The organism is Kineococcus sp. R86509, from assembly GCF_042466365.1.
Lineage (GTDB): Bacteria > Actinomycetota > Actinomycetes > Actinomycetales > Kineococcaceae > Kineococcus.
Genome location: NZ_JAXHCE010000001.1, coordinates 2647682 through 2673672, shown reverse-complemented (window position 1 = coordinate 2673672; position 25991 = coordinate 2647682). Strand labels below are relative to the sequence as shown.

At 73.2% G+C, this 25991-nt stretch carries 29 protein-coding genes; 17 read left to right on the top strand and 12 right to left on the bottom strand.

Translation table 11 applies throughout. The features are described from left to right. Nucleotides 1-111 precede the first annotated feature (111 nt). A complete protein-coding gene (locus tag SJY07_RS13135; RefSeq protein ID WP_328293794.1) occupies nt 112-273 on the top strand; it encodes a hypothetical protein in 162 nt (53 codons plus the stop codon). A 21-nt stretch (nt 274-294) separates the two neighbouring features. Here SJY07_RS13135 and SJY07_RS13130 read toward each other — a convergent pair whose 3' ends face one another. The 5 genes from SJY07_RS13130 to SJY07_RS13110 form a co-directional block, all read right to left on the bottom strand. Beyond that, a complete protein-coding gene (locus SJY07_RS13130) occupies nt 295-576 on the bottom strand; it encodes a hypothetical protein (RefSeq protein WP_380159689.1) in 282 nt (93 codons plus the stop codon). After that, complete coding sequence (locus SJY07_RS13125) at nt 573-965, bottom strand: hypothetical protein (RefSeq protein WP_328293796.1); 393 nt, start codon at nt 963-965, stop codon at nt 573-575. The genes SJY07_RS13130 and SJY07_RS13125 overlap by 4 nt, the downstream gene beginning before the upstream one ends. Before the next feature lie 238 nt (nt 966-1203). After that, the gene (locus SJY07_RS13120; RefSeq protein ID WP_380159687.1) at nt 1204-2841 is read right to left on the bottom strand and encodes a hypothetical protein; all 1638 of its coding nucleotides are present in this window, start codon (nt 2839-2841) and stop codon (nt 1204-1206) included. Between the two features lie 185 nt (nt 2842-3026). After that, a complete protein-coding gene (locus SJY07_RS13115; RefSeq protein ID WP_380159685.1) occupies nt 3027-3692 on the bottom strand; it encodes an HAD family hydrolase in 666 nt (221 codons plus the stop codon). Between the two features lie 109 nt (nt 3693-3801). Continuing rightward, nucleotides 3802-4077, bottom strand: a complete 276-nt coding sequence (locus SJY07_RS13110) for a hypothetical protein (protein WP_380159683.1) — start codon at nt 4075-4077, stop codon at nt 3802-3804. A gap of 180 nt (nt 4078-4257) precedes the next feature. On the opposite strand from SJY07_RS13110, the gene SJY07_RS13105 reads away from it, so the two are divergent. From SJY07_RS13105 to SJY07_RS13085, 5 genes are all read left to right on the top strand, one after another. Beyond that, the gene (locus SJY07_RS13105; RefSeq protein ID WP_380159681.1) at nt 4258-4578 is read left to right on the top strand and encodes a hypothetical protein; all 321 of its coding nucleotides are present in this window, start codon (nt 4258-4260) and stop codon (nt 4576-4578) included. Nucleotides 4579-4853: 275 nt separating this feature from the next. After that, nucleotides 4854-5384 carry a SigE family RNA polymerase sigma factor gene (locus tag SJY07_RS13100; protein WP_380159679.1) on the top strand — a complete coding sequence of 177 codons (531 nt, stop codon included), beginning with the start codon at nt 4854-4856 and terminating at the stop codon, nt 5382-5384. Beyond that, nucleotides 5381-5992, top strand: a complete 612-nt coding sequence (locus SJY07_RS13095; protein WP_380159677.1) for a hypothetical protein — start codon at nt 5381-5383, stop codon at nt 5990-5992. The genes SJY07_RS13100 and SJY07_RS13095 overlap by 4 nt, the downstream gene beginning before the upstream one ends. A 77-nt stretch (nt 5993-6069) precedes the next feature. Further along, complete coding sequence (locus SJY07_RS13090) at nt 6070-6597, top strand: GNAT family N-acetyltransferase (RefSeq protein ID WP_380159675.1); 528 nt, start codon at nt 6070-6072, stop codon at nt 6595-6597. 866 nt (nt 6598-7463) lie between these two features. Continuing rightward, entirely contained in the window at nt 7464-8000 is a 537-nt protein-coding gene (locus SJY07_RS13085; RefSeq protein ID WP_328293803.1) for a DUF1440 domain-containing protein, read from the top strand. Nucleotides 8001-8157: 157 nt separating this feature from the next. Here the strand turns inward: SJY07_RS13085 and SJY07_RS13080 are convergent, their stop codons facing one another. After that, on the bottom strand, nt 8158-9342 hold the full coding sequence (locus SJY07_RS13080; protein ID WP_380159672.1) for a hypothetical protein: 1185 nt from the start codon (nt 9340-9342) through the stop codon (nt 8158-8160). A gap of 116 nt (nt 9343-9458) precedes the next feature. Between SJY07_RS13080 and SJY07_RS13075 the strand changes: the two genes are divergently transcribed. Further along, the gene (locus tag SJY07_RS13075) at nt 9459-10211 is read left to right on the top strand and encodes a hypothetical protein (protein WP_380159670.1); all 753 of its coding nucleotides are present in this window, start codon (nt 9459-9461) and stop codon (nt 10209-10211) included. Here the strand turns inward: SJY07_RS13075 and SJY07_RS13070 are convergent. After that, nucleotides 10193-10651 (bottom strand): arsenate reductase ArsC, encoded by a 459-nt coding sequence (locus SJY07_RS13070; protein ID WP_380159668.1) that lies wholly within the window; start codon nt 10649-10651, stop codon nt 10193-10195. The genes SJY07_RS13075 and SJY07_RS13070 overlap by 19 nt on opposite strands. A 143-nt stretch (nt 10652-10794) precedes the next feature. After that, nucleotides 10795-13428, bottom strand: a complete 2634-nt coding sequence (locus SJY07_RS13065; RefSeq protein WP_380159666.1) for a SpoIIE family protein phosphatase — start codon at nt 13426-13428, stop codon at nt 10795-10797. On the opposite strand from SJY07_RS13065, the gene SJY07_RS13060 reads away from it, so the two are divergent. From SJY07_RS13060 to proS, 3 genes are all read left to right on the top strand, one after another. Further along, nucleotides 13416-14177, top strand: a complete 762-nt coding sequence (locus SJY07_RS13060; RefSeq protein WP_380159664.1) for a VOC family protein — start codon at nt 13416-13418, stop codon at nt 14175-14177. The two genes, SJY07_RS13065 and SJY07_RS13060, sit on opposite strands and share 13 nt — an antisense overlap. A 537-nt stretch (nt 14178-14714) precedes the next feature. After that, complete coding sequence (locus tag SJY07_RS13055) at nt 14715-15455, top strand: hypothetical protein (protein ID WP_380159662.1); 741 nt, start codon at nt 14715-14717, stop codon at nt 15453-15455. Between the two features lie 175 nt (nt 15456-15630). After that, a complete protein-coding gene (gene proS, locus SJY07_RS13050; protein ID WP_380159660.1) occupies nt 15631-17058 on the top strand; it encodes a proline--tRNA ligase in 1428 nt (475 codons plus the stop codon). Nucleotides 17059-17072: 14 nt separating this feature from the next. Here proS and SJY07_RS13045 read toward each other — a convergent pair whose 3' ends face one another. After that, a complete protein-coding gene (locus SJY07_RS13045) occupies nt 17073-19466 on the bottom strand; it encodes a diguanylate cyclase domain-containing protein (protein ID WP_380159659.1) in 2394 nt (797 codons plus the stop codon). Between the two features lie 76 nt (nt 19467-19542). Beyond that, complete coding sequence (locus tag SJY07_RS13040) at nt 19543-20025, bottom strand: SRPBCC family protein (protein WP_328293812.1); 483 nt, start codon at nt 20023-20025, stop codon at nt 19543-19545. A 115-nt stretch (nt 20026-20140) separates the two neighbouring features. On the opposite strand from SJY07_RS13040, the gene SJY07_RS13035 reads away from it, so the two are divergent. Together SJY07_RS13035 and SJY07_RS13030 are read left to right on the top strand one after the other, a co-directional pair. Beyond that, nucleotides 20141-20335, top strand: a complete 195-nt coding sequence (locus SJY07_RS13035) for a hypothetical protein (protein WP_380162535.1) — start codon at nt 20141-20143, stop codon at nt 20333-20335. Continuing rightward, complete coding sequence (locus tag SJY07_RS13030; protein WP_380159656.1) at nt 20272-20526, top strand: GNAT family N-acetyltransferase; 255 nt, start codon at nt 20272-20274, stop codon at nt 20524-20526. The genes SJY07_RS13035 and SJY07_RS13030 overlap by 64 nt, the downstream gene beginning before the upstream one ends. Nucleotides 20527-20812: 286 nt before the next feature. Here the strand turns inward: SJY07_RS13030 and SJY07_RS13025 are convergent, their stop codons facing one another. Further along, nucleotides 20813-21808, bottom strand: a complete 996-nt coding sequence (locus tag SJY07_RS13025) for a Gfo/Idh/MocA family oxidoreductase (protein ID WP_380159654.1) — start codon at nt 21806-21808, stop codon at nt 20813-20815. A gap of 92 nt (nt 21809-21900) precedes the next feature. Between SJY07_RS13025 and SJY07_RS13020 the strand changes: the two genes are divergently transcribed. The 3 genes from SJY07_RS13020 to SJY07_RS13010 all read left to right on the top strand — a co-directional run bounded on the left by SJY07_RS13020 (nt 21901) and on the right by SJY07_RS13010 (nt 24507). Next, nucleotides 21901-22920, top strand: coding sequence for a LacI family DNA-binding transcriptional regulator (locus tag SJY07_RS13020; RefSeq protein ID WP_380159652.1), 1020 nt, complete (start codon nt 21901-21903; stop codon nt 22918-22920). Further along, nucleotides 22917-23312, top strand: a complete 396-nt coding sequence (locus tag SJY07_RS13015) for a YchJ family protein (protein WP_380159650.1) — start codon at nt 22917-22919, stop codon at nt 23310-23312. Before SJY07_RS13020 ends, SJY07_RS13015 begins: the two co-directional genes overlap by 4 nt. 70 nt (nt 23313-23382) lie before the next feature. After that, complete coding sequence (locus SJY07_RS13010; protein ID WP_380159648.1) at nt 23383-24507, top strand: Vms1/Ankzf1 family peptidyl-tRNA hydrolase; 1125 nt, start codon at nt 23383-23385, stop codon at nt 24505-24507. A gap of 82 nt (nt 24508-24589) precedes the next feature. On the opposite strand, the gene SJY07_RS13005 is transcribed toward SJY07_RS13010, so the two are convergent. Continuing rightward, the gene (locus SJY07_RS13005; protein ID WP_328293818.1) at nt 24590-24985 is read right to left on the bottom strand and encodes a hypothetical protein; all 396 of its coding nucleotides are present in this window, start codon (nt 24983-24985) and stop codon (nt 24590-24592) included. A 126-nt stretch (nt 24986-25111) separates the two neighbouring features. On the opposite strand from SJY07_RS13005, the gene SJY07_RS13000 reads away from it, so the two are divergent. Together SJY07_RS13000 and SJY07_RS12995 are read left to right on the top strand one after the other, a co-directional pair. Beyond that, nucleotides 25112-25591: a DUF2975 domain-containing protein gene (locus SJY07_RS13000; RefSeq protein WP_328293819.1), complete on the top strand. Its 480-nt coding sequence runs from the start codon at nt 25112-25114 to the stop codon at nt 25589-25591. Beyond that, the gene (locus tag SJY07_RS12995) at nt 25591-25833 is read left to right on the top strand and encodes a helix-turn-helix domain-containing protein (protein WP_380159645.1); all 243 of its coding nucleotides are present in this window, start codon (nt 25591-25593) and stop codon (nt 25831-25833) included. The genes SJY07_RS13000 and SJY07_RS12995 overlap by 1 nt, the downstream gene beginning before the upstream one ends. Nucleotides 25834-25991: the final 158 nt, after the last annotated feature.

Genomic DNA, 25991 nt, shown 5'->3' with positions numbered 1-25991 from the left:
CGAACGGTGAACCCCCAGGATGATCCACACCGTCGCCGGCGGCGAGGTCGGGGGCGTGCGGCGCGCCGCTGCGGAGAGCATCGTGTCGCTCGTGGACGGACGGTGGTGGCGGTGAGCGGGTTCGCCCGGTGGTTGCCCGACGGGGTCGCGCGGCTCGTCCGGGCGCTGCGTCCGGCGCGCACCAGGCCGGTCAAGCAGACGAGGGTGGCGCGGGAGCTCAGGTACCTCGACCCGCCCGACGCGGCTCCCACCGGGGTGCGGGAGCGGCGCTGACGGTTCCGGGCACGCCCCGGCTCAGTGCGGACGTCGCCGGTTCCCGCCGCGCACCACGAGGAACAGACCCCCGACCACGGCCCCGTACGCCCCCCAGCGCAGCGCGACGTGGTTCAGCAGCACGTCCCACGTGTCGGAGCCGCCGGGACCGGAGGGTCGGTGGGCCGCCGCGACACCGTGGAAGGCCACCCCGGCGACGGTCAGGACGACCCCCGCCACCAGCAGCAGCGTCGTCCGGGCCCGGCGCCGCGGGCGGTGGTCCCCGTCGGTGCTCGCCCCCGGATCCTGACGCGCGACCCTCACCGCTCCGCCCCGTCCACCGGCGCGCCCCGCTGGACCAGACCCACGGCGTCGGCCAGCCCCAGCCGCGGGTCGGCCCGGCGCAGCGCGCGCACCTGCTCCACCCGCGGAGCGTTGCCCGCACCGGCCGCGGCGAGGGTCTCGGAGACCCGCTGCGGCGACCACTGCTGCGCGGCCTGCAGGGAAGCCAGCACCCGACGACGCTTCAACGGCAGGGACAGCAGGACGATCCCGACCACCAGCGGGAGCAGCCCCTGCCCCCACTCACCCCGCACGCAGGCGCCGGCGCCGAACCCGACGAGGAGGACTCCCGCCACCGCTGCCGCCCAGCGGACCACCGTCAACGTCACCAGCGGCGACACCCTGGGCTCACCGTCTCCACGTCGGATCACGAGACGACGCTAGCGAATCCGCCCTGGCGCTCGCGGAGACACTCCCCGCCGCTCACCCGGGTGTCGGGCCGGCCACCGCGTTCCCCAGGTCTCCCACCCGGCAGATCACCTCACCGGTCCGCAGCACGCCCAGACCACGGTGTCGTGATCTCGCTGGGAATCCCCGCAAGATCACGGATCAGGAGGGGGAGGTGAGGATGTCACCGCAGCGGAGGACCGGTCCTCGGTGGCGAAGGGCTCAGCGCGGCGAACTCGGGAAGAACCGGGCCGCGGCAGCAGCGAGGACACCTGCACGCTCATCGTCACCAGCGGTGAAGGCAGCCGTCCACAGCGTCTCGGTCGCCGCGCGGAGGGCATCGTCGTCGACGGCTTGGCGGATGACGGGCAGCGTGAAGTGCCACCCGGAGCAGTTGGCCATCCCGTCGACGACGACGAGGTGGTCGCTGACGCGCGGGTCGTCCCCGATCAGCGCCCACTCTCCGCCCTCGCGGTCGAAGGGGGCCGGCAGCGCCCCGCTCCGATCGACCGCGTCCAGAGCAGCCACCACCTGCGGGAGAACGGTGAGCCCGGCGTTCTCGCACGCTAGACGCGCCGCCCAGCGGGCCACCGCGCGCTGCACCTCGGGGTCGGCCGAAGCGATCGCTTCGGCCAGGGCACGGTCGGCGTTCCCCAACGCCCACGCCTGCACCCCGAACAGCCGGGGGCTGGGCAGTTCCCCCTCCCACAGCGAGCGGTGCATCCAGTAGTGCTCGGGGTCGAAACCATCCGGCACCGCCTCCTCCGCCTCCTCCAGCTCCCCGGCCGGCACACGGGGGTCGGGAACCGGGTCCTGGCCGTGACGAGCCGTGGACTCCGCCTCCAGCGCGCGCAGCGCCTCCCCGGCCTCGCGGACCAGGACGTCGACGCGGTCGTCGCCGAAGACGCTGTGAGCGGCGGACAAGGTGCTCACCGCCGCGTCCAGAGCACCACCCCACGTGGCGTGCAGGAGGGTGAAGAGCGCCTGGCCGCTCTGCTCGGTGTCGGAGTGACCGTGGGCGGTGACCGTGCGCCGCGGAGCGCGATCGTCAGCATCCAGCCGGGCGTACATCGCGGCAGGCTCGTCGAAGGGTGCGGGAAGCTCCTCGTCCCGGTGCAGGGCGGCCAGCCCGGCCGCGATCCAGTCCAGTCGGTCCAGGCCCGCCTCGCGGCACGCGCGCTGCGCGGCCCAGTACGCCACGGCCCGCTGGACCCCGGGTTGCGCGGCGCCCAGAGCCTCAGCCAGGTCCCGGTCGCGTTCGACCAGCCACGGCGCACCCCAGACGTCGATGAGCCGCTCGCTGGGCGGGTCGTCTCCCCACACCGCCTGGACGTGCATCGCCCTGGCCTTCACGGGGTCCTGCGTGGTGTGCCGGTAGGCCGCGATCTCGCTGCCCTGCCGCAGGATCACGTCCGGACCGGGCGCTGCGGGCCAGAACACGAGTTCGTAGGAGTCCAGGAGCGGCTCGTCCTCCATCACCACGTCGGCGGCGCTGCCGGCGTCCATGCCCTTGGCGCACAGCCGCACCCGGTAGCCGGGTTCCTCGAGGCGGAAGGTGCACACCGCGTCCGAGAGGCACCCGGCGATGCTGACGTCCGGATCGTCGGGGTGGAAGGAGACCTCGACGGCGTCCTCCCACTCCTCACCGATCGGCGGGGCCTGGTCGGTCACCAGGACACGAAGACCGACGGCGCCGGTGTGCACGCCGACCATCATGGTCAGCGCACCGGGCAGACCGGCTCCCATGAGTCCGTTGACCTGCCCGTCGAACGCGCCGTCGTAGGTGCCGTAGGAGTCCCCCGAGGAGACGTAGGCCTGGCTGTAGGAGACGTGCATGCGTCCCTCGAACACGACGCGCACGCCGACCTCCGCACCTGACACCGTCCACCGCACCCCACGGTGGACCGCGCCGATCGTGCAGCACCGCCACCCCTGAACGCCGCTGATCCACGCGGCACCACTCCAACGCCGCAGCCACGACCACCCGCCACGACCACCCGCCACGGCCGGTCGACGACCTGATGGTCAGGACTGGTCGAGGACGCTCAGCGCCGTGGCGGCGGGTGCGGGGCGTCCAGCCAGGTGCTCAGCAGCGGTACCACGGCGCGCAGGTCGCCTCCCTCGGCCTCCACGTGAGCGGCAGCGGAGGCGGCCGGGGTGGCGTTGAAGGCGATGGCCAGACCGACCGCGGCGAACAGGGGCAGGTCGGAGCGACTGTCACCGACGGCGGCACAGCCCGCCGGTGCCACACCGAGCTCGGCGGCCACGGTGAGGGCGAAGTCCCGCTTCCCCTCCTCGTCGAAGTGTTCGGCGACCTCACCGCTGTAGCGCCCGTCGACCACGGCCAGGACAGGGCCGCTGGCGCGGGTGAAGCCGAACCGCTCACACAGGTAGGTCCCGACCGGCTGCCACGCGAGGGTGGTCAGGACCGGGGCCAGGTCGTGGTCTCGGCACCAGGCCACGGTTTCGGCGATGCCCTCGACCAGCGGCAGAGACTCCAGGAAGCCGTGCACCTGCGCCGGGGTGTGACCGGCCCAGCCGCGGGCGTCGCGGACGGAGACCTCCCGGTTGCTGAACGTCCCGGCGGCGTAGCCCGCTTCCGCCTCGCGCACCACATCGGCATGACCGAGCAGGTCCGCCAGGTGCTGCCCGCTGCTGGTCCGCGGTACCAGGGTCCCGTCGATGTCGAAGAACACCGCTCCACGCACCACGTCTGGAGGCTACGGACCAGATCGACAGCACCTGTGCCGGCCTGGCGAACGTCCGCACACGCCGATCAGGGCGACCTGAGGCACTCCTCGGATCCTGGCCAGAGTCGCCCTACCGACTCCCCACTGCCGGCTTCCGGCGGGCCTGGCGCCTGCGTCGTTGCCACTCCGCGGTCACCAGGATCAGCGAGGGGCAGAAGATCCACAGCGACAGGCGGACGGCTTGCTCGACGGAGGAGTGCAGCGCGAAGAGGGTGACGGCTGCGAAGAGCAAGGCCAGTACGAACGGCACCGCGAGCAGCCACCGTCGACCGGACCCACGCGGCAGGAGCAGGTTCACGCCCCCAGCATCACCCACCGCGAGCCCGCCCAGGTCCTCATCGCTCATGAGTTCCTCGCCACCCCTCCGTCACGTTGAGCTGCTACCTCGACACGTCGCGACTCCTCGGTCATCCCGCGGTGCGCGCGGGCGCAGGCGACGACCGGCCGGGCGGCGGTTCGGTGATCAGGACGTGGAGTCTCTGGTCGGAGCCGGGCAGCGCCGTCGGGCTCAGCGCAGGATCGGTTCGTGGGACGGACACGGGGGAGCTGGCTCGGTGTCGCGGCAGGGGCGGTCCTGGCGGTGGTTCTGACCGGCTGCGGCGGGGGTGGTGACCTGTCCTTCCGCAACGACGGACCCGACGACGTGAGCGTCGTCTCCGACGGCCAGACCTCCACCGTCGACGCGGACGGCGGGATGGTGATCCTCGACGCGGGATGCACGGACGGGGACGTCCTGGTCACCTTCCCCTCGGGCAGGACCGTCACGCTCGCGGGCCCCGTGTGCCCGGACCAGGAAGTCGTCATCCACGACCAGGAGGTCGATCTGCGCACCCGCGCCGACGGCTGAGCCGACTGCGCGGTCATCGTGCGGTCGCCCGGCCGCACCTCGAGGGACGACGGGAACGACGCTGTGATCGCCGGGTCGCGACCTGCCCGGAGCGATCAGCAGGAGACTCAGGCCGAGGAGGACCGACATCGAACCCGGTGCGAGAGAACGACGATCATCCGGTGCGACGAGCACCACGGTCGCGACTCCCACCAGCGCCACGACCACTGCGAACAGCGCGGAGGCGTGCAACCTGGCGGTCGGCCCGTGCGTGCAAGGGGGTAGGAGGTGGGTGCGTGAACGCCACGACGAGTGAGTCCTTCGAGGACTTCGTCGTCGCCTCGGTCCCGCGGCTGCGGCAGGTGGCCTACGCCTGCTGCCACGACTGGCACCGAGCCGACGACCTGGTCCAGGACACCCTCGAACGCCTCTACGTCGTCTGGGGCCGGGTGACTCGGCACGGTGACGTCTTCGGCTACGCACGAGTCGTCCTGGTGCGCCGCTTCATCAGCGAACAGCGCCGCCCGTGGCGACGACGCGAGCACTCCACCGGCCGTGTCGAGGACCACGACGTCGCGGCCACCGACGTGGACACCGGTCAGCGTCTGGACCTGCTGGCCGCACTCGCCGCGCTGCCCCCACGACAGCGGGCGGTGGCCGTGCTGCGCTTCGTCGAGGACGTCGACGTGGCCGAGGTCGCCGAGATCACGGGATGCAGCGAAGGCACCGTCAAGAGTCAGACCAGCCACGCCCGGCGGGCCCTGCAGCAGCGGCTGCGGCCACCCTCGGCACCCTTCGTGCCCACGGACGAGGTGAGTCCCCGATGAACCCTCCCGGCACCCGACCTGGACCGGACGAGGTCGCCGCGCAGCTGCGCGCGGCCCTGGCCGCGGCACCCCCGCCGGCCTCGCGCATCACCCCCGCCGGGGTCACCCGAGGCGGGAGACGCCGCAAGCTGCGCCACCAGGTCCTGCCCCGCTCGCTGGCAGCAGCGGTGGTGGTGGCTGCGGTCACCGGTGGGCTGCACTTCGTCGGCGGGAGCAACGCCGTCCTCCTGCCCGCCTCCAGCGCACCGTCCTACACGCCCTCGGCGACCACGTCACCGGAAGACGTCGTACGGACGTACCTGCAGGCCCTGCAGCGGCACGACGAGTCCACCGCGCGGGCGCTGGAGACCTCGAGGTTCGCCGGCCGGAGCGACTGGGCCGAGGATCCCCCGCAGATCAACGACGTCGAGGTGGGAACCAGCCTCCGTGAAGACCCCACGGGCACCGCAGCCGAGGGGCACGCCCAAGCCGTCTTCGTTCCCGTGACCTTCACCCTGCACGGCGCGGGCGACGAGACCATGCCGGACGGCCCCACGTCGTGGGGTTACCTGCTGATGCGCGACAGCGACCAGGACCCCTGGCTCATCCAGGACAACGGCGACGGCTGAACCACGCCTCAGTCCGTGGACGCCGGCGACTCCACGGTCGTCCCGCGTCCGTGTCGGCAGCACGGGACAGTGGGCGCGTGGATCTCCTGCGCGTCCCCGACCCCGTCCCGACCGACCTCCTCGCCGGCCTCGTGGAGGTGCTGCGGGACGCCGTCCAGGACGGTGCCAGCGTCGGCTTCGTCCGCGTCCCCGACGTCGTGGACGCCGAGCAGTGGTGGCGCCGGTACCTCGCGGGCGGGTGGACGTGGGTCGCGGTCGAGGAGGTGCAGGGAACGACACGGGTCGCCGGGACCGTCAGCCTGCGCCTGGACCAGCCCGAGAACGCCCCGCACCGCGCCGAGCTGACCAAACTGCTGGTCCACCGCGACTTCCGGGGGCGGGGGCTCGCCTCCCGCCTGGTGACCGCGGCGGAAGAGGCAGCTGTGCGAGCGGGGCGAACTCTGCTGGTGCTGGACACCGAGACGGGGAGCCCCGCGGAGGGCATCTACGAACGGTGGGGCTGGCACCGCGTCGGGACCATCGAGGGGTACGCGGTGAACCCCGACGGGGACGTGAGGGGCACGACGTTGTTCAGCAAGGTGTTGGACGAGCCGCTGGATCGGTGAACGACCGACACCAGGGCGTCGAGGCGCACCCGCCGCGATCCACAGCAACGGCTCACTACGCGGTGGCAGGGCGTACCGCCCCAGGGCCTGGTCGAGGTCCCGCCAGCAGGACCAGACCCACCAACGACCTCACGGTCACCCCGCTGACCAGGACGTCGCCGACCTCACCGTCTCGTTCGTGGGCATTCACCGCCGTCTGAACACGCGGCTACGTAGCGGACGTGCACGTCAACGGTGCCGACCTGAGCGGTCTCTGCAACGCGCTGAACGACGTCCTCCATGGACCGGAAGCCATCGAAGCGTGGGAGTTCCAGACGCGCTCAGGAGTCGACCGCGATGCAGCGGTACTGCTGCTCGCCAGGCTGAGCGATGAGTTGTCGACCCGAACTCAGGATGGGTGGTCGGTCGCGGGACGCTCGGTCATGGCGATGTCGTGGCGTTCGCCCAAGCCGTCGCACCCATCGCTGTCACCACGTGATGTCACCCGTGGGTGCGCCGATCCGGTCGTCAGAGCGACCGGATCGGCGCACCCACGTCGTCCCCCACGACGGCAACCGCCCGCTGCCGCGCAACCTCACGGTCATCCCGCGATCTGGGCGCAGTCGTGGACGGTCGGATGATCCTGCGGCCCGCGCCGCTTCACGCCGGGACGTGGTGCGGCAGCACTGCTCCCCGGCACCGGGGCCCGGACCCGGCGTACGCCGAGGGGTTGGAGGATCGGGCACGGGATGCAGGAACGTCACCGGTGAAGCGCTCATCGCCGTCCACGCTCACCGCGCCGCCGTCCAGGCCGACACCGCCGCGCCCCGAGATCCACGGGGATCCACGAAATTGCTTTCGCTGCCTCGATCGGGTAGCCACACCTCGTGAAGACATCGCGGTTCGCGCTCGACGTGGCGACGGGTTTCCTGGCCGGCTGGGTGGCGGTGCGGGCGAAGGCGAAGGCCGAGTCCACGCTGCAGGGCTGGGGCGAGAAGCTCCTCCCGCCCGCACCCGGTCAGAAGGAACTTCCCGGTGCCGACCCCGCGGGCCACGGCGACCGCATGCCCCCCTCGGTGCTGTACCGGCGTCTGGTCGACCTGCGCGGCGGGAACGGCGATGCCCTGGAGGGCGACGACCTGGAGGCGGGCGCCGTCTGGTTCCACCGCGCCCTGGCCTACGGCTACCCCGTCGCCTACTCCGTGGTGTCGCGGCGGGTGCCGCTCGCGCGGGCCGGGGCGGGGACCCTCGGCGGCGCCGCGCTGTTCGGCGCCTTCCACGCGACGCTGCTGCCCGTGATGGGCGTGCAGGCCCCGGTGTCGGACCTGCCGAGGGCGTGGTGGGTCTGGGAAGGCGGGTCGCACGTGGTGTTCGGCGTCGCCGTGGACGTGGTCGTGGGGGCGGTCCGGCGCGTCACGGGCTAGCCGCGATCCTTCGTCGGTCGACGGCTGAGGTCGGCGATGGGCTCCGGCGTGATGCTCCTCGCGCCACGCATGCCCCTGGCGACTTCACCCCCCACATCGAACAGCCTGCAGCCTCACGGTCGTCCCGCGGTGCGCGGGCGCGCTGTGCTGGGTGGGCTCAGCTCGGCAACCGGAAGAACCATCCGTCGGCGGAATCGACACTGCCCTCGGCCCCGGGCAGCACCCGCCCACCCCACCGCACCACGACGTCACCGACGAGTCCCACCGCACGCCCCGCCTCCCGCGGACCAGGCACGGCGGGGAGCTTCGCCCACTCCCCGTCCGGGCCCAGCAGCGCGGTCTGACGATCCGACACCACCAGTACGTCACCACCACCACGGGTCAAGGCCACCGGCTCGGCCATCGACCCCTCACCGGGCAGGGAGGCGAGCTCTTCGACGTGAGCGGTGTCCACGGCGACCGACGCGAGGACGACGTCCTGCCCGAAGGTGACCCCGACCACCCGCCGCCCGTCCCACAACAACTCGTCGAAGCCCACCCAGTGACCCGGTGAGCGGTCCACCGCCCGGCCGGGGTCTCCGTCGACGCCGGCGGCGGGTCCGATCGCCCACTCCGCGACCTGGTCCCACCCGCCCTGCGGTGACCAGGTCACCACTCGCCGGCACGCCTGCTCGTCGGAGCAGCCCGCACCGATCGCCTTGACGATGATCACCAACTGCGTCCCCGTCCACACGCTGACCAGCTCCTGCTGGTAGGCGTCGGGCAACGGCCACGGATCCACCCTCCACCGCCCCGTGTCGGCGTCGAAGGAACCCACGGCCACCGGCTTGCGCACACGGTCGTCCTCGGTGGCGTTCGACCAGCCGGCGACGACGAACGTACGACCCACCCAGCGCCCGCTCTCCCCGGGGGTCAAGGGCAGTGGCGAGGGTGCCTGGGCGACGTCGAAACCCGTGGGCCCGAGCCACGGCTCCAGGAACGGGCCCCTGCCGTAGCTGTCGACCCCGTGCAGTGCCGGCTGCGGGGTCCAGGTACCGGTCGCCGCCGACCAGGACGCGCCGTCGTCGCGGAAGCTGGGGACCGGTCCCGCGCAGCTGCCTCCGTCGCCGCACGGTGCCGGGGTGGGATCGGGGTAGACGTAGCCACCGGCGACGGCGAACTGCCCGTCCCGCACCGTGCTCGCGGCATCACCTCGGGCACTGAGCGGCGCCGGTGCCATCTTCGTCCAGGCGCCGCTCAGGACGGGAACGTCCCACGTCGGCTCCGGCGGCACTGCGGACTCCGGCGCGCTGCGGCAGGCCGTGGAGGACAACGCCAGGAGCGACACCAGCGACCACGCCACCACACCTCGCCCCCACCTCATGGGGAGTGGACGAGACCCGGCGGCGTCGGGTTCCACCCCCCGCATCGGCCCACGTGCTGCGCTCGGCCGACCCCCCCGTGAGGCACTGTGGACACGTGAACCCCAGCGTCAAGACCGCGGGCGGCTGCGCCGGCGTCGCCGTCGTCCTGATCGCCCTGCTGACGGGCTGCTCGTCGTCGACCCGGACCGCAGCCGAGGGGGCCGCCACCGGAGCTGCCACGACCCCGGCCCCCACCACCGCGTCCACCCCACCCGTCCAGGACCCTGACGCGCCGCGCCTGGAAGCGGTGAGCACCACCAGCACCGACGCGACCGTGGAAGCCGACGGCGAGGGGTGCGCTCGGATGGGCCAGGGACGCGCCGCTCACCGCGCCGGTGACGACGGGCCCGACCCCCACGCCCTGCCCGCAGGAGCCACCGACCACCTGCGCCGGGTCTTCGCAGCCTCCACCGACGTCTCCGACGCCACCGCCTACCGCGAGGACGACGGTGACAGCATCTTCATCTGCACCGGCTACACCCTCCGCGAGGACTCCAGTGGAGCCATGTCAGCCGTCATCCCCGTCCCGGCCGCCACCTCGGTGATCGCCACCGTGGCCGGCGCCGGCGGCGGGTACAGCCCGGGTGAGAACGTCGTGGACTACTACGGCTACGCCTCCGACGACGTCGCTCACGTCGTCGTCACCACACCCGACGGCCGGCGGCACCTCGCTGCGGTCGAGGGTCACGTCTGGTGGGCCGCACCCGTGGTGGACGAAGCGGTAGCGGCCCGCTCGCAGGAGGGCACCTGGCAGGCGCTGGACCACGCCGGCGCCGTCCTCGCCGAGGGTCAGACCCGACCCGTCTGACCTCGAGCAGGCGACCCCACGGTCGAGGTGGCGGTGCCGGCGGGCAGCAGGTCAGCCAGGAGCGCCTGGACGCGGGCGCGGATCTCGTCGCGGATCGGACGGACCGCCTCGATGCCCCGCCCGGCGGGGTCCTCCAGGACCCAGTCCTCGTAGCGCTTGCCCGGGTAGAACGGGCACGCGTCGCCGCAGCCCATGGTGATGACCGCGTCGGAGGCCTGCACGGCCTCGGGGGTGAGGACCTTGGGCTGCTCGGCGGTGATGTCGATGCCGACCTCGGCCATGGCCCGGACCGCGGTGGGGTTGATCTGGTCGGCGGGCGTGGAGCCGGCCGAGCGGACCTCGACGGCCCCACCCGACAGGGCCGTCATGAACCCCGCGGCCATCTGCGAACGGCCGGCGTTGTGCACGCAGACGAAGATCACACTCGGCTTGTCACTCACAGATCTCTCCTCGGTCATGGCTCTCACCTCTCGGAAGCTGCTCGCCGGGCCCCTCCGACCTGGCCGCCCGTCCACCACCGGCACCACACCGCCCTCGGTGGTCAGCACGTCCAGCACCTCGGTGTGGCCACGACCGGTCGAACTCATCGTGGACGCTCGGACTCCTCGGCGTCGGGCCGTAGCACCAGCAGGGCGACGTCGTCCTCGACGCGGTCGCCGACCTGGGCGAGCAGGGCATCGCAGATCTGCTCCGGGGGCAGGTGAGCCACTTCAGCCGCAGCACGCGCCAACCAGTCCAGGCCGTCCTGCAGCCAGGCCCCACGCCGTTCGACGAGGCCGTCGGTGAAGAACAGCACGGTCGATCCCGGGGCCAGGAGCAGCTCGTGGTCGGCGCGGGAGGTGGCGGGGTCCAGGCCCAGCAGCAGGTCTGGTGCGGTGTCGAGGTAGCACGTGGTGCCGTCGGGAGCGAGGAGCAGCGGGGGCAGGTGACCGGCGTTGGACCAGCGCAGGGTGCGCAGGCCCGCTGCCTGCTGCGGGGGGCTCGGGTGGACCTGGGCGAGGACGACGGTGGCCATCTCGACCACCCCCAGGTCGTGGGCCGCCTGGTCCAGCACGCTCAGGATCGCGGCGGGCGGTCGACCGAGGGCGTAGCCGATCCCGCGCAGCAGGTTGCGGAACTGCGCCATCGCGGCCGCGGCGTGGCGGTCGTGGCCGGTGACGTCACCGATGACCAGGCTGGTGATCCCCTCGGAGGTCACGAAGGCGTCGTACCAGTCCCCTCCGACCTGCACCTGACTGGCTGCGGGCACGTAGCGCACCGCGACCTGCAGGTCGGCCGGCGCAGTGGGGCCGCTGAGCAGGGAACGCTGCAAGGTCTCGGAGAAGCGGGCGACCTCCGCACCGGCTTCACGTTCGGCGTCCCGGGCCCCGATGCGTTCCAGGGTCTGGGCGACCAGCGTCGCGCAGGCCGCCAGCAGGTCCCGATCGCTCTGCGGCCAGGGGTGGGGGTGGGGGTAGGTCACCGACAGGCAGCCCAGCAGCTGACCGCGCGCGTGCAGCGGGACCGCGGCGGAAGCCTCGACGCCACCGGCGGCGTAGGAGTGCGCCGCGCCGGGGACCGCCGCGAGGCTCTGGGCCCGGTCGGTGTGGAAGAACGGCACCCCGGTGACCGCGGTGCGGACCGCAGGCAGGTCGAAGTCCACCGGCAGACGCCGCAACCGGTCACGGATGCATTGGTCGTAGGCGTCGGTGGTCGTCAGGACCCGCACGTGGGAGTCCCCCGCCTCACGCAGGCACAGGACCGCGCCGTCGGCCTGCAGCAACGACGCCGCCCGCTCGGTGAGCACGGTGACGACCTCCTGCTCGCTGTCGGCCTCGCCCAGGGCCCGGGCGAGGGCGACCAGAGCCGCCTGCTGCGCGGTCGCGGCCCGCTCGGCCTCCCGGGCGGCCAGGCGCTGCAGGGTCTGGGCGCACTGGGCGGCGTAGGTCTCCAGCAGCTCCAGCTGCCTCTCGTCGAACGACTGCGCCTCGCGCCAGCCCAGCGTGAGCACGCCGATGACCGCCCCGTCGGCACGCAGCGGCAGCGAAGCCCACGCCTGGCAACCGGTGACCACGTTCGCAGCCACCACGTGGGGGGAGAAGGCCTCGCACGCCGCCTGGTCGCCCAGCAGCATCCGCTGTCCGGTCCGGGCGGTCACCGCGACCGACAGTTGCGCGTCCACCGGGAGACGGGCGAAGTCCGAGCGGGTGTCCTCGACGAGGTTGTCGGTGATGTAGGACAACAGGTACCCAGGGTCGGTGGGGTCGGGAACGGCGATCGAACTACCCTGCGCGTCCAACGCCGCCAGACCCCGGCGCGTCATGACGGTGACGACATCGCCGATGTCCTCGGCGTCGGCCAAGGCCAAGGCGGTCTCCCCGAGCGCAGCCAGCCGGCGGGTGCTGCGCTCAGCGGCCTCCTGGGCCGCGTGGCGGGCGGTGATGTCGAGGAAGAAGACCGACAGACCCTCCGCTCTGGGCCAGACCCGGATCTCGAACCACGCGTCCAGCGGCTGGGGGTAGTACGCCTCGAAGGCGGCCGGCTCCCCGGTGCTGAGCGCATCGCGGTAGGTGGCCTCGATGACGGTGCCCCGCGCCTGGGGGAACAGGTCCCACACCACCTGCCCCACCGCCTCCTGACGCGTGAACCCGATCAAGGTCTCAGCCGGGCCGTTGACGTAGGTGAAGCGCCAGTCGCGGTCCAAGGAGTAGAACGCCGCCGACATCGTCTCCAGGATCTGGATGGTGCGCGCGGACTCGGCCTGCGTGCCCGCCGCGCCGGGTGCGCCCACCGCCGCGGGCCCGCCCTCCCGTCCTTCGACCACCCCGACCACCGCGGTTACGGTGCCGCCGTTGCCGTTGCCGTTGCCGTTGCCGTTGCCGTTGCCGTCGCCGTCCTGGCCGACCACGCTGCGCCCTCGCACGGCGACACGACGGCGCACTCCGTCGCGACCTGAGATCGAGTACTCGCCGCTCCACGTCCCGGCCGTCACCACCGCTCGTGTCAGAGCGGTGGTCGCCGCGGTGGCCTCGTCCTCGTCGAGACGGGCGAGGAGGTCACCGCCCCGGCCGGTGAAGTCGGCCCGGTCCACGCCCACCAGATCCAACAGGCGGTCATCGACGACCAGCTCCTGACTCGGCAGGTGCAGGACGAAGGTGCCGACCCCGCTGGTCTCGAGCACGAGGTCACTCACGCTCTCCCGCGCAGCCTCCTGCGCGGCGGTCCGTGCTGCGTCCACGCTGCCTCCCGTCCGGTGTCGTGCACCTCGTCGTGCCCAGAGGTCGGGTCCGGACTCACCGCGCCCGCGGTACGGGCGAAGAGCGTCGCACTGAGTCACCGGAGCAATCTTGCCCGCCCCGTCCCTCCAGCGCTCACCACTTCCTCACCCGCCACCACGGCATCCGCTGCGGCTCCACCGCCCTGGCCCCCGCCGACCCTCGCTCCCTGCACCGACTGCGGCGCCGCTACCGCTGTGGTCGTCGAAGTGCACTCGCCCGGAGCAGGAGCGGCGAGACCTCGGCTCGGCTGTGCCAGGTCCTGCTCCTCACAGGACGTCGCGGTCTTCCGGCACCGCCGGAGGAGGCGACGCTCGCGCGGTGTCAAGATCGCTGCGTGCAGCGCTATCCGCAGGGAGAACTCGTCATCGTCCTGGACACCAGTGACCTCGACCGATCGGCGGACTTCTGGACGACGGTCCTGGGTTACCGGCGCGACAGCTACGGAGGAGGGCCCTACCTGAGCTTGAGTCCGTCCGGTGGAGAGGGCGTGGAACTGCTCCTGCAGCGCACGACGGATCGCAAGACAGAGAAGAACCGGGTGCACCTCGACCTGCGGACGGAGGACCTGGAAGCTGAGGTCGCCCGAGTCGAAGCGGCCGGCGGCGTGCTCCTGACGTCCGAGGCTGTCGTCGAGCACGGTTGGCGTTGGCACGTTCTCGCCGACCCGGACGGCAACGAGCTGTGCGTGCTGCAACCGCCCAGCAGCTGACGCTCTCCTCCAGCCGCGGCTCCTCCGGTGCGGGGTCCGGCGCAGGAGGCCTTCGTCACCAGTGCGTGTCAGGTCCCCCGGTCGATCGACCACCCGCTCCGGCGGAGCTGACGTCCCCGCGTCGTCGGACGGCGCCGGGAGCGTCACCAGACACGCCTGGTCAGACTCATCCACCCTCCCGCACGGACCGCGGAGGCAGTTCGAGACCCGCATCGAGCGTCGGGACGCGGATGCCCCCGTCGAGGTGGGGGCATCCGCTGGTCCTCCACCGGCGCGGCGGCCGACAGCTGGATTCCCTGGACGGCTCCGATGCGGTGGAGCAGTGTCAGGTCTTCGCTCGCCGGGGAAGGCCCGCCGAGCATCCACGCGTTCTCTGCGTCGAACCGGTACGCCGCGCCCACCAGCCCACGTCCAGCCGAGCCCTGGCCGCACACCAGCCACGAGACACCGGCCCCGACGACGGCGAGACTGCGGGTGCGTCCCCCACCGACGCGATCACCGGCGAGGAGGCACGGCATGGGTCGACGAGCACGAGCGGTGCGGCGAGTCGCGGGCCTGACCGCGGCCGCGTACGTCCTCTGCGGTTGCGGAAGCACCCCGGGCAGCTCCCCTCCCCCCGAGGACGGCAGCCGACCCGCGCTGGTGCTGACGCCTGCTCAGGAGAGCGCCGTCGCGGCGCTGACCGCGCCGGAGTTCTCCCGTCGCGGGGACCCGCTGGCGCTGCTCGACAGCGTCGCCGACCTCGTGGGTACCACCCTGGCGTGCGACGAGGTCGCGGAGCACCTCGACGTCCCCGTCCCCAGCTTCCCGACGTTGCAGGAACGCGGTTTCACCCCCGTCTGCGGCAGCTCCGAGGGTGCCGCCGTCTTCGAGCACCCGGTCCCCTCGGCGGCCGATCCACCGGCACCGTCGGCGGATCCGGCCGCCGACGTCCACGGCGTGACCGTCGCCTACCTGCCCCCGGGTGTGGACGCCGACGGCACGCCCTTCGCCGAGGCCCGCAGCGAGGGACTGGTGTGGATGACGATCCTCTACGGCGGGGACACCGCCCAGCCGCCGACCGCTGCGGCGACGAGTGAGCCTTCCCGGTCCGACTTCACCCGTCTGCGGTGGCGCAGCGGCACCGTGCTCGGGGTCCAGTACGTGGACTCCGGGGACACCCACCTGGCCTGGCGCAGCACCGCGGCCGACCACGTCTTCGACGTCAGCGTGAACACGTCCGGCGACCCGGTGGCCGGTGTCGCCCTGCTGGCGGACGGGGTGGACCTGCCCACCTGAACCCCGGTGCGGCCGGCGACGCGCACTCAGCGATCGCCAGCCCGCCCGCCCCGGTCTCCTCCCGGTCAGCCGGTGGCAGCTCCAGGGCCCGCGCGGTGCTCGCGGCCGACCTGCGCCACGGTCCCGCGAGAAAACCCGGGCGACGACGGACGCGTCCGACCTAGGCTCGCTGCCCATGGCACCGGTCACCTACGAGCGAGGTCCGGTCCTGACCCCCCGGGCCCAGGACTTCCCGCGCTGGTACCAGGACGTCGTCGACAAGGCGGAACTCGCCGACAACGGTCCCGTCCGCGGCACCATGGTCATCCGGCCCTACGGCTACGCCCTCTGGGAGCGGGTCCAGGCGGAGGTCGACGCCCGGATCAAGCGGGCCGGCGCCGAGAACGTCTACCTGCCGTTGCTCATCCCCGAGAGCTACCTGCAGCGTGAGGCCGAGCACGTCGAGGGGTTCAGCCCCGAGCTGGCCGTCGTCACCCACGCCGGGGGCAAGGAGCTGCCCGAGCCGCTGGTCGTGCGTCCCACCAGCGAGACCGTCTTCGGTGAGTCGATGGCCAGGTGGATCCAGGGCCACCGCGACCTGCCCCTGCTGCTGAACCAGTGGGCGAACGTCGTGCGCTGGGAGCTGCGCCCGCGCCTGTTCCTGCGCACCACCGAGTTCCTGTGGCAGGAGGGGCACACCGCCCACGCCACGCGGGCCGACGCCTCGGCCTACGCCCGCCGCATCCACCTGCAGGTCTACCGCGACTTCTTCCACGACGTCCTGGCGCTGCCCGTGCACGTCGGGCTCAAGACCGCCCGGGAACGCTTCGCCGGCGCCGTGAACACCCTGGCCTGCGAGGCGATGATGGGCGACGGCAAGGCGCTGCAGGTGGCCACCAGCCACGAGATGGGCCAGAACTTCGCGACCGCCTTCGACATCCGCTACGCCGACGCCGACGGCGGGAGGCCCCTGTGCTGGACCACCAGCTGGGGTCTCAGCACCCGGGTCGTCGGCGGGCTCGTCATGGGCCACGGGGACGACAGGGGTCTCGTGGTTCCCCCGGCGCTGGCCCCCACGCAGGTCGTGGTCGTGGTGGTGAAGGAGGACGAGGCCAGCCTCGGCGCCGCCCGGCGGATCCAGGAGCAGCTGTCGGCGGCCGGGGTGCGCGTGAAGGTCGACCGCCGCACCGATCAGGGCTTCGGACGCCGGGTCACCGGCTGGGAGCTCAAGGGCGTGCCCGTCCGGCTGGAGGTCGGACCGCGCGACGTGGGCGAGGGCGTCGTGACCCTGGTCCGCCGCAACAGCGGTGAACGACGGCGTCCCACCCTGGAGGCGGTCGCCTCGCTGGTGCCCGCGCTGCTGCAGCAGGTGCAGGGCGACCTGCTGCAGCGCGGCCGGCAACGCCTGCGGGACCGCACCGCGGACGTGTCCTCGGTGCCGGAAGCGGCCGAGGCGGCACGGACCGGGTTCGGGCGGATCCCGTGGCGCACCCTCGGCGTCGACGGGGAGGCGGAGCTGGCCCGGAACGCGGTGACGGTGCGGTGCCTGCAACGGCCCGACGGCTCCCTGCCCGAGGCCGACGACGAGGACGACCTGGTCGCCGTCGTCGCCCGGAGCTACTGACCGCGACCGAGCCGTCAGGGGTGGCTGAGCGGACGGTTCCCGTGCCGGTGGGCGCGGTTCTTGCCGCCGCGCTTGGCGTCGTACATCGCCTCGTCGGCCTCGGCGAGGACCGCCTCGGCCAGCGCACCCACGCCGTCGGTCCCGTCGGTGTCCTGGCTGCCGCCGATCGGGGTCACGGCGTGCACCCCGGCCGGGACGCAGGCCGACGTCATCCCGATGCTGGCCCCGACGGTGAAGGTGCCGCGCGTCAGCACGACGGGCGCCCGCAGGCTCGCGAGCAGGCGTTCGGCGATGGCCGACAGGTCCTGCTCCTCGGTCAGCCCGGGACAGACGACGGCGAACTCGTCCCCGCCGAGGCGGGCCAGGGTGTCTCCCGGGCGCAGGCAGGTGGAGAAGCGGTCGGCGACCTCGCGCAGCAGGTCGTCCCCGGTGGCGTGCCCGGCGGCGTCGTTGACGGCCTTGAACCCGTCCAGGTCGCAGAACAGGACTCCCACCCTGGTGCGGTCCCGGCTGGTGGCGGCCAGGGCGTGGGTGAGCCGGTCGTGCATCAGGGTCCGGTTGGGCAGCCCGGTCAGGGGGTCGTGCAGGGCCTGGTGCCGCAGGAGGTCCTCAGCGGCCCTGCGGACGGTGATGTCCTCGATCAGGCACAGCAGGTAGGGCTCGTCGTCGGGTCCACCGCTGGTGGCCGCGTTCCACCCGGAGTCGGTGAGGACGGTCGCCGACAGCAGGCCCCAGCGGGTGCTGCCGTCGGCGTGCCGGTAGCGCTTCTCCACCCGGGCCTCGTGGGCCCGGCCGTCGAGGAAGGGGGCGAACGCGGTGACGCACTCGCCCCGGTCCTCGGGGTGGGTCAGGGCGTGGTGGTCGAGCTGCAGCAGTTCCCACGCGGCGAAGCCCGTGAACTCGCTCAACGTGGCGTTGACCTGCAGGATCTGCGCGGCGTCCCGGCCGGTCAGCCCGACGATCATCATGCTGATCGGTGCGGTGTCGAACGCGGCGCGGAACCGGCGTTCGGAGGCGGCCAGGCGGGCCGCGGCGGCCCGTTCGGAGGTGACGTCGCGAGCGGCCAGGACCACGCCCCCGGCCCAGCGCTGCCCGGTGGCCGGGGGCAGCGGGTGGGCGCTGAGGTTCAGCAGCCGGCCGGCGGGGACGGCCGGCGTCGTGACGAGCACGTCCGCGTTCTCGACCGTCTCCCCGCGCAGGGCACGCGAGACGGGCAGGTCCGGTACCGGCCAGGGCCGGCCGTCGGGGTGGCGCATGGAGAAGAACTCCGTCCACCGCTCCTGCGCGAGGTCGAGAGGCAGGTCGGGGAAGAGCGACATCGCGGCGCGGTTGCGCAGCAGGGCCGCACCCCGGGCGTCGTAGACGCTCAACCCGTCGCCGGTGGTCTCGAAGACCTCCCGCAGCAGGGCGGCCTGCTCGGCGGCTTCCTGCTGGGCCCGGCGCAGGCCGGCGACCAGGTCGGCGCGCTCGTCCCGGATCAGGGCCAGGACCAGGGCGGCGAGCCCGATGACGGTGACGAAGGCCTGGGCCAGCAGCACCCGGGTCGCGGGGGAGTCCACCGCGAACGGTCCACGCCCGGCCATGGTCGCGGCCACGACCCAGATCCCGATGAGCAGGACGTGGCCGGTGGTGGTCGTGGTGTGGAAGCGCAGCGCGATCCACATGCTGAACGGCAGCAGCGCGAAGGCGAGCGGCAGGTGCTCGGTCTGGGTGAAGACCACCGTGTACGCGGCGACCACCACCACGGTCGCGGCGACGATCTCCGTGCCGCTGCGCCAGCCGGTCCGCCAGCGCCGGCCCCGGTCCGCCAGTCGCAGGGCGAAGGCGGCGAAGACGAAGGTGCTGGCGGCGTTGCGCACCAGCCACGCCCCGGCCGCCGGGAGCAGCGGGGTGCCGGCGCTGAGGTGCAGCGCGAGCGGTCCGACGCAGGCCGCCGCCGCCGACCCGGCCACCGACCCCAGGACCAGGGCGGTCAGGTCCGCGGGGTTCCGCAACCGCCACGGCGCGCTGCCGCCGCGACGGTGCCAGCGGTACGTCACGAGGCACGAGGTGGCGGCCTGCACGCCGTTGGCCACCGCGAACGCGGCCCCCAGCAGCGCTCCGGCGCCGGTCGCGGCGTTCAGCAGCCCCGAGAGGACGGCTACCGCCGCGACGGTCAGGACCCGGCCACGGCGCTGGTGCCAGCAGCAGGCGACCCACACGAAGCCGACGGCGGCCGCCGGCCAGACCAGCGACAGGGTCGAACCCGGCAACCGGGTCGCCCGGCCCGCCACGACCGCCCCGGCGTAGGCCACCGCGAACGCCAGGTGCATCGCCGCGGGGTGCACCCGCCACCACGTCACGACGGAGGCGTCGATCCGGTCCCCGGTGCCGGGGGCGCTCGGGGTCAGCGGCGCGGGCTTCTCCACACCCTGACGTCGGCAGCGGACCCCCACCGCTTGAGGCGGGCACCTCCGCGACGGCGTGCTCCCGGTGCCGCCACCATCACCCGTGACCTGTCGGCGCGGCCGGTGCTGACCGTTCGAGGTGCGCGGCCAGGGCGCGCAGCCGCCGCCCGGTCTCCCACCGGAACGCCCGCACGGCGACGGCCTCGACGACGCGGGACAGCGGGGCGGGGGCACCGGTGAACGTCAGCGTGTAGACGACCTCGCTGCGCCCGCCCTCGAGGTCGCGGTGGCGCATCGAGGCGGCCCACGCGGCGAAGAACGGCGACCGCGAGGTCAGGGTGACCGCCGCCAGGTCGGGGCGGCGGAAGGTCACGTAGCGCGTGCGGAAGGTCAGCCCACCGAGGGTCCAGCGGGCCTGGCAGACGGCGTCGACGCCGCGGTCGGGAGCGGCACCGCCGACCGTGTACGCCGCGCGCAGCAGGGTGTCCCAGCGCAGCCGGTTCGGGTAGTCGTGCACGACGTCGAAGGCCACGTCGGCGGGGACGGGCAGGACCTGCCGGACCACGGCGTGGGCGCTCACGTCCTCCAGCGTGGCGTTCGGGGGCCTGCCCCGCACGTCCTCGCCGGGTCGGACCGCGTCCGCCCGCCTCGGGGCCCTCGCCCCCGCGGGACGAGGGGCGCAGCGGAGTGGTCGCGTGGATCCCCTCCGTGTCCGCGACCCCGTCCCGGCCGACCTCCTCACCGGCCTCGTGGACGTCCTGCGTGACGTCGTCCCGGACGGCGCCAGCGTCGGCTTCGTCGGTACCTCGAGGGCGGGTGGACGTGGGTGGCGGGAACGGTCAGCCTGCGCCTGGACCAGCCCGAGGACGCCCCGCACCGTGCCGACCTGACCGAGCTGCTCGTCCACCGCGACTTCCGCGGGCGTGGACTCGCCTCCCGGCTCATGGCCGCGGCCGAGGGAGGGGCGGTGCGGGCGGGTCGGACCCTGCTCGTGCTGGACACCGAGACGGGCGCCCGACGGAGGGCCTGTACGAGCGCTGGGGGTGGTGGCGGGCCGGGACCATCGAGGGCCACGCGGTGAGTCCCCGGGGAGAGCTGCTGGGCACGACGCTGTTCTCCAAGGTGCTGCCGGGGGCCGCGGACGTCGTCGGCGGACCCGTGGACCGTCGACGGTGACGCCCGGACCGTCCTGTCACGACGAGGACGGCGGGGTGAGCCAGGCACGGCCGCCGTAGCGGTGTCCCCTCCGGCTGAGCAGCGACCACCGCTGAGACCCCGGTCCGGATGGACGGTGGCCTGCTCGTGGACCTCGCCCGCCTCGGCGTCGAGCGGCACTTCCAGGACCGCACCACCCGTCGGGCGTCCGGTCAGACCCGGACCGGCGTCCCGCTCGCGAGCGACTCCTGCGCGGCGTCGGCGACCCGGGACGCGGCGACGGCGTCCTCGGGTCGGCACAGTTCCCCGTCGATCCCGCGGACGAGGTCCGCGAAGGCGGCGATCTCGGCGCGGTAGGCGTCGGCGAAGCGTTCGGCGAACGTCGTGTGCGGGGTTCCGGTGGGGAACTCGACGCCGGGTTCGGCCGAGCGCAGCGCGCTCCGTTCGTCGAGGCCGACGAGCAGCGACCCGGCGGAGCCCTGCAGTTCCAGCCGGACGTCGTGGCCCGCCCCGTTGTAGCGGGAGGCGGTGACGACGGCGAGGGTCCCGTCGTCGAGGGTGCAGACGGCGAGGGCGGTGTCGACGTCGCCCACGGCCCCGATCTCGGGGTCGCCGTTGTTGCTGCCCCGGGCGTAGACCTCGACGACCTCCCGGCCGGTGATCCAGCGGATGACGTCGAAGTCGTGGACGGAGCAGTCGCGGAACAACCCGCCCGAGGTCGCGAGGAACGACACCGGCGGCGGGGTGACGTCGCAGGTCACGGCCCGGATCGCGTGCAGCCAGCCGAGCTCGCCGGTCGAGTGCGCGCGTTTGGCCTCGAGGTAGCCGGCGTCGTAGCGGCGCTGGTGACCGATGCGGACGACACCGTCGTGGGCGGCGATGAAGTCCAGGACGGGCAGCGACAGCGCGACGTCCGGCGCGACGGGTTTCTCGGAGAACACCGGGATGCCGGCCTCGACCCCGGCCCGGATGAGCTCGGGGTGCTGCGCGGTGCCGGTCGCGACGATCAGACCGTCGATCCCGGAGGCCAGTAGGGCGTCGACGTCGACGGCGGCCTCGACCCCGAGTTCGTCGGCCACGGACCGCGCGCGGACGGCGTCGACGTCGGCGACGGTGAGCCGGCCCACGCCGGGGGTCGTGACGACGTTGCGCGCGTGCATGACGCCGATGCGGCCCACGCCGGCGAGGCCGAGGTGCAGGTCGGACAAGGGGACTCCTTCAGGACGTCATCGTCGTTGGACCGGTCCAACGCCCTCTACGATCGACCCACCACCAACCCGATGTCAAGGAGCGTAGAGGCGTGAGCGATCCGGGGGGACGACCCACGATCCGCAGCGTCGCCGCGCGCGCCGGGGTCTCCAAGTCGCTGGTCTCGCTCGTGCTGCAGGAGAGCCCGAAGGTCTCGCCCGAGCGCCGCGCCGCCGTGCTCAGCGCGATGGACGAACTCGGCTACCGCCCCGACCCGACCGCCCGCAGCCTCGCGCAGGGCCGCACCCGGGCCGTCGGGCTCGTCCTCGACGACCTGCGCAACCCGTGGTTCGTGGACGTCCTCGACGGCCTGCGGCCCGTGCTGCGCGCAGCCGGGCTGCGGCCGGTGCTGGCCGAGGTCCGCAGCGAACCCGAGGCCCCGCAGACCTTCGCCGACCTGCGCGTCGACGGGCTCGTCGTCATCGGCACCCTGCCCGACCTCACCCTCGTCGAGGAGGTCGCGGTGCACCTGCCGGTCGTGCTGGCCGGCACCCGCACCCCGCCCGGGACCGACCTCGACGTCGTCGCCGGGGACGACCCGGCCGGGGTGGGGCTCGTCGTCGAGCACCTGCTCGCCCTCGGCCACCGCCGCATCGCCCACGTCGGCGGGTCCGGGCCCGTCGGCCGGCTGCGCCGCGAGGCCTTCGAGGCGGCCGTCCGGGCCGGCGGCGGGACACCCCTGGTGGCCGTCGCCGAGATGACCGAGGACGCCGGTCACCGCGCGGGTCTGGCCCTGCTCGGCGACGCCCGACGTGCCGCCGAGCGGCCGACCGCCGTGCTCGCCGCGAACGACGCCTGCGCCGTCGGGGTCCTCGCCGCCGCGGCCGACCTCGGCCTCGACGTCCCCGCCGACGTCTCCGTCGCCGGCTACGACGACACCTCGCTGGCCCGGCTGCGGGCGGTGTCGTTGACCAGCGTCGACAACGCCGCCCGCGAGGTCGGCCGGATCGCGGGGGAGCGCCTGCTGGCCCGCCTCGAGGACCCCGAGCTGCCCGTCGGCCTGCGGCTGGTGGCCCCGCGTCTCGTCGTGCGCTCCACCACCGCCCCGCCGCCGGGCAGGATGACGGGGTGACCACTCCCGAGGGACCGTGCCCGTGCGGCTGGGGCGAGCCGTTCGCCGGGTGCTGCGGCCGGTACCTGGGGGGCCGGGCGGCGCCGACCGCGGAAGCGCTGATGCGCTCGCGCTACACGGCCTTCGCCGTTGGCGACCGCGAGCACCTGCTCCGCACCTGGGACCCCGCCACCCGACCCGACGAGCTCGACCTGGACCCCGGCGTCGAGTGGCGCCGCCTCCTCGTGCTCGCCACCACGGGCGGTAGCCCCTTCGACGACACCGGGACCGTCGAGTTCGAGGCGCACTACCGCCAGGCGGGCCGCCGCGGTGTCCAGCACGAGAACTCGGCCTTCACCCGCGTCGCCGGCGTCTGGCTCTACGTGGGGCCGGTGGAAAACCTGGTCGCGTGATCGCGCTCCGGTTGAAACTCTGAGTCACGGGTAAGAGCGTTGAGCACCATCCGCGATGAGGAGGAGTCCCGTGAAGCTGGACTGGCTCAAGGACCTGGCGCTGGACCCCGGTCCGCACGTGTCCGTCTACGTCGACGCGACCCGCGATCGGGCGACCGGCGCCCACGACATCGACCTGCGCTGGCAGGACGCCCGGTCGGCCCTGGCCGGCCAGGGCGCCCCCGAGACCGCGTTGAGCGCGCTCGACGCCGTCGCCACCGAACCGACCGGGGTCGGCGGCCACGTCGGACGCGCGATGCTCGCCACGAAGGAGGGGCTGCAGCTCGACGTCGTGCTGCTCGCCCCGCCGCTGCGCGAGGAGGTCAGCACCGGTCCCGTCGCGCACCTCATGCCGCTCGTGCGGTCGAAGGCGGACGACGTCCGCTACGTGCTCGTCGAGCTCGACCGTGCCGGCGCCGACATCACCCTCACCCGTACCGGTGCGGTCCAGGGGGCCGAGGTCCACACCGTCGAGGGGGGACATGACCTGCTGCACAAGGGATCCGGGGACAACCGCGCCGAGCACCGCTACCAGCGCTCCGTGCAGGACTCCTGGGACCACAACGCCGCCGCCGTCGCCGCCGACCTCACCGACCTCGTCCGCCGCGAGCACCCCGAGGTCGTGCTGCTCACCGGTGACGCGAAGGCCGCCGCCGCGCTGCGCGAGAAGGCCCCCGCCCCGCTGCGGGCCCTGCTCCGCGACGTCAAGGGCGGCTCGCGGGCGGCCGGCACGCACGAGAAGGCGTTCACGGCCGCCGTCACTGAGGTCCTCGACGTCGTCCGCTCGGCGCGGCGCCAGACCGTCGTCGACGACTTCGTCCAGGAACGCGGCCGGGCGGGCCGGGCCGTCGAGGGGATGGCCGCGGTCGTCTCCGCCCTGCGCCAGGGGCAGGTGGCGACGATGCTGCTGCTCGACGACCCGAGCTCGACGGAACTCCTCTGGGCCGGCCGGGGACCGCTGGAGATCAGCACCACGACGATGGACCTGCACGCCATGGGTATCGAAGACGCCGTGCAGGTGCGCGCCGACGCGGCCCTCGTCCGCGCCCTGGCCGCCTCCGACGCCGAGATCCACCTCGTCCCGCTCCCGGAGGAGGACGGTGAGGCGCCCCTGGTCACGATGGCCGACGGCATCGGCGCCCTCCTGCGCTACTAGGGCCCGTCCTGCGGGTCGTGGACAGCCGTGATCCTGCCCGGAACGCGGGAGCACGCAGCTCGCGGGTGACCGCGACGTCGGGCTACGACGCGTCGGCGGTCAGGTCCAGGGCGCCGGGGAAGGCCAGAGCGAAGGTGACGCCCCCATCGGCTTCCAGGCTGGTGGGGGTCACCTCGTCCTGGGTGATGTGCAGGCCGAACTCGGGCATCGAGACGTCCACGGTGTACGTGCCGGGGCCGAAGGTCTTGGTGATGCGGCCGGCGTCGTCCAGGGTCGCGGTCCCGACCGCGCTGCCGCCGGCGAAGAAGGTGACCTCTGCCCCCGCGGCCGGTAGGTCTCGACATTCCTGCTGGCGGCACAGGTGCAGGGTGGTCTCCACCGTGACCTCGCCCGTCTTCTTCCCCGAACAACCGGCCGAGGCGGCGATCAGCAGCAGGGGGAGCAGGAGCGGGAGCGCGCGGCGTGCGGGGTGGTCCACGTGAGCAGAGTGGCAGGACGGCAGCCGGTCCACCGGGGAACGATCGTGCGCGAGCAGGTTGGGCCATCTACGCCACCGACGCTTGTATCTATTGCTCTTCGATAGATACCGAGTGATGATCGACAGGTGAACGGCCGCGTCATCAACGCCCTGCGTCTCTGTCTCGTCGTCCTGGGTCTGGGTGCCCTCTTCGGTCAGGTCGTCTACGTCCCCGTCGCCGCCTCGCAGTCAGCGCAGGAGCACCCCGAGCTGGCCTACCTGGCGGTGCCCTACGCGATCGCGATGATCGTGGTCCTGGTCTGCGTGCAGGCTGCACTGATCGCGGTGGGGAAGCTGCTCGCGATGGTCGAGCACGGATGGATCTTCAACCCGGAAGCCCTGCGGTGGGTGGACGTCATCATCGTCTCGGCGGCAGCAGCGACCGTCATCACGGTGGCGACCGTGACTCACCTGATCAGCTGGGTCGGGGTCGGCGGTCCGTTCGCGGTGCTGGTCCAGGCCGCGTCGTTGGTCGGTGGAGTGAGCTTCGTCCTGCTGATGATCGTCATGCGCGGTCTGCTGGCTTCGGCGACGGTGCTGCAGAGCGAGATGGCCGAGGTCGTCTGATGGCGGTGGTCGTCGACCTCGACGTGATGCTGGCGCGGCGGAAGATGTCGGTGGGTGAGTTCTCCCGCCGGATCGGTTTGACGCCGGCGAACGTGGCCGTGTTGAAGAACGGGCGGGCCAAGGCGGTGCGGTTCTCGACCCTGGATGCGACGTGCCGGGTGCTGGAGTGCCAGCCGGGTGACGTCTTGCGCTGGGTCCCGGACGCTGTCGACGAGGTCGCAGAGGCGATACCGGTCGACTGAAGCCGATCGCCCGTCGCACCGTCGAGCACGCCCCACGCTGGCGGAATGACCATCCGCTCCCCGGCGGTGTGCGGGTGATCGTCGTGCTGGACTCGCTCGCTCATCGCACGTGCGCGACGTCACCGGCAGTCAGGACCACCCGTAGCGCGGGATGACCG

Excerpts from the sequence above, each read along its gene's own strand:
- proS (WP_380159660.1), top strand. The coding sequence starts at position 15,631 with ATGGCACCGGTCACCTACGAGCGAGGTCCGGTCCTGACCCCCCGGGCC.
- SJY07_RS13110 (WP_380159683.1), bottom strand. The coding sequence starts at position 4,077 with ATGAGCGATGAGGACCTGGGCGGGCTCGCGGTGGGTGATGCTGGGGGC.
- SJY07_RS13095 (WP_380159677.1), top strand. The coding sequence starts at position 5,381 with ATGAACCCTCCCGGCACCCGACCTGGACCGGACGAGGTCGCCGCGCAG.
- SJY07_RS12995 (WP_380159645.1), top strand. The coding sequence starts at position 25,591 with ATGGCGGTGGTCGTCGACCTCGACGTGATGCTGGCGCGGCGGAAGATG.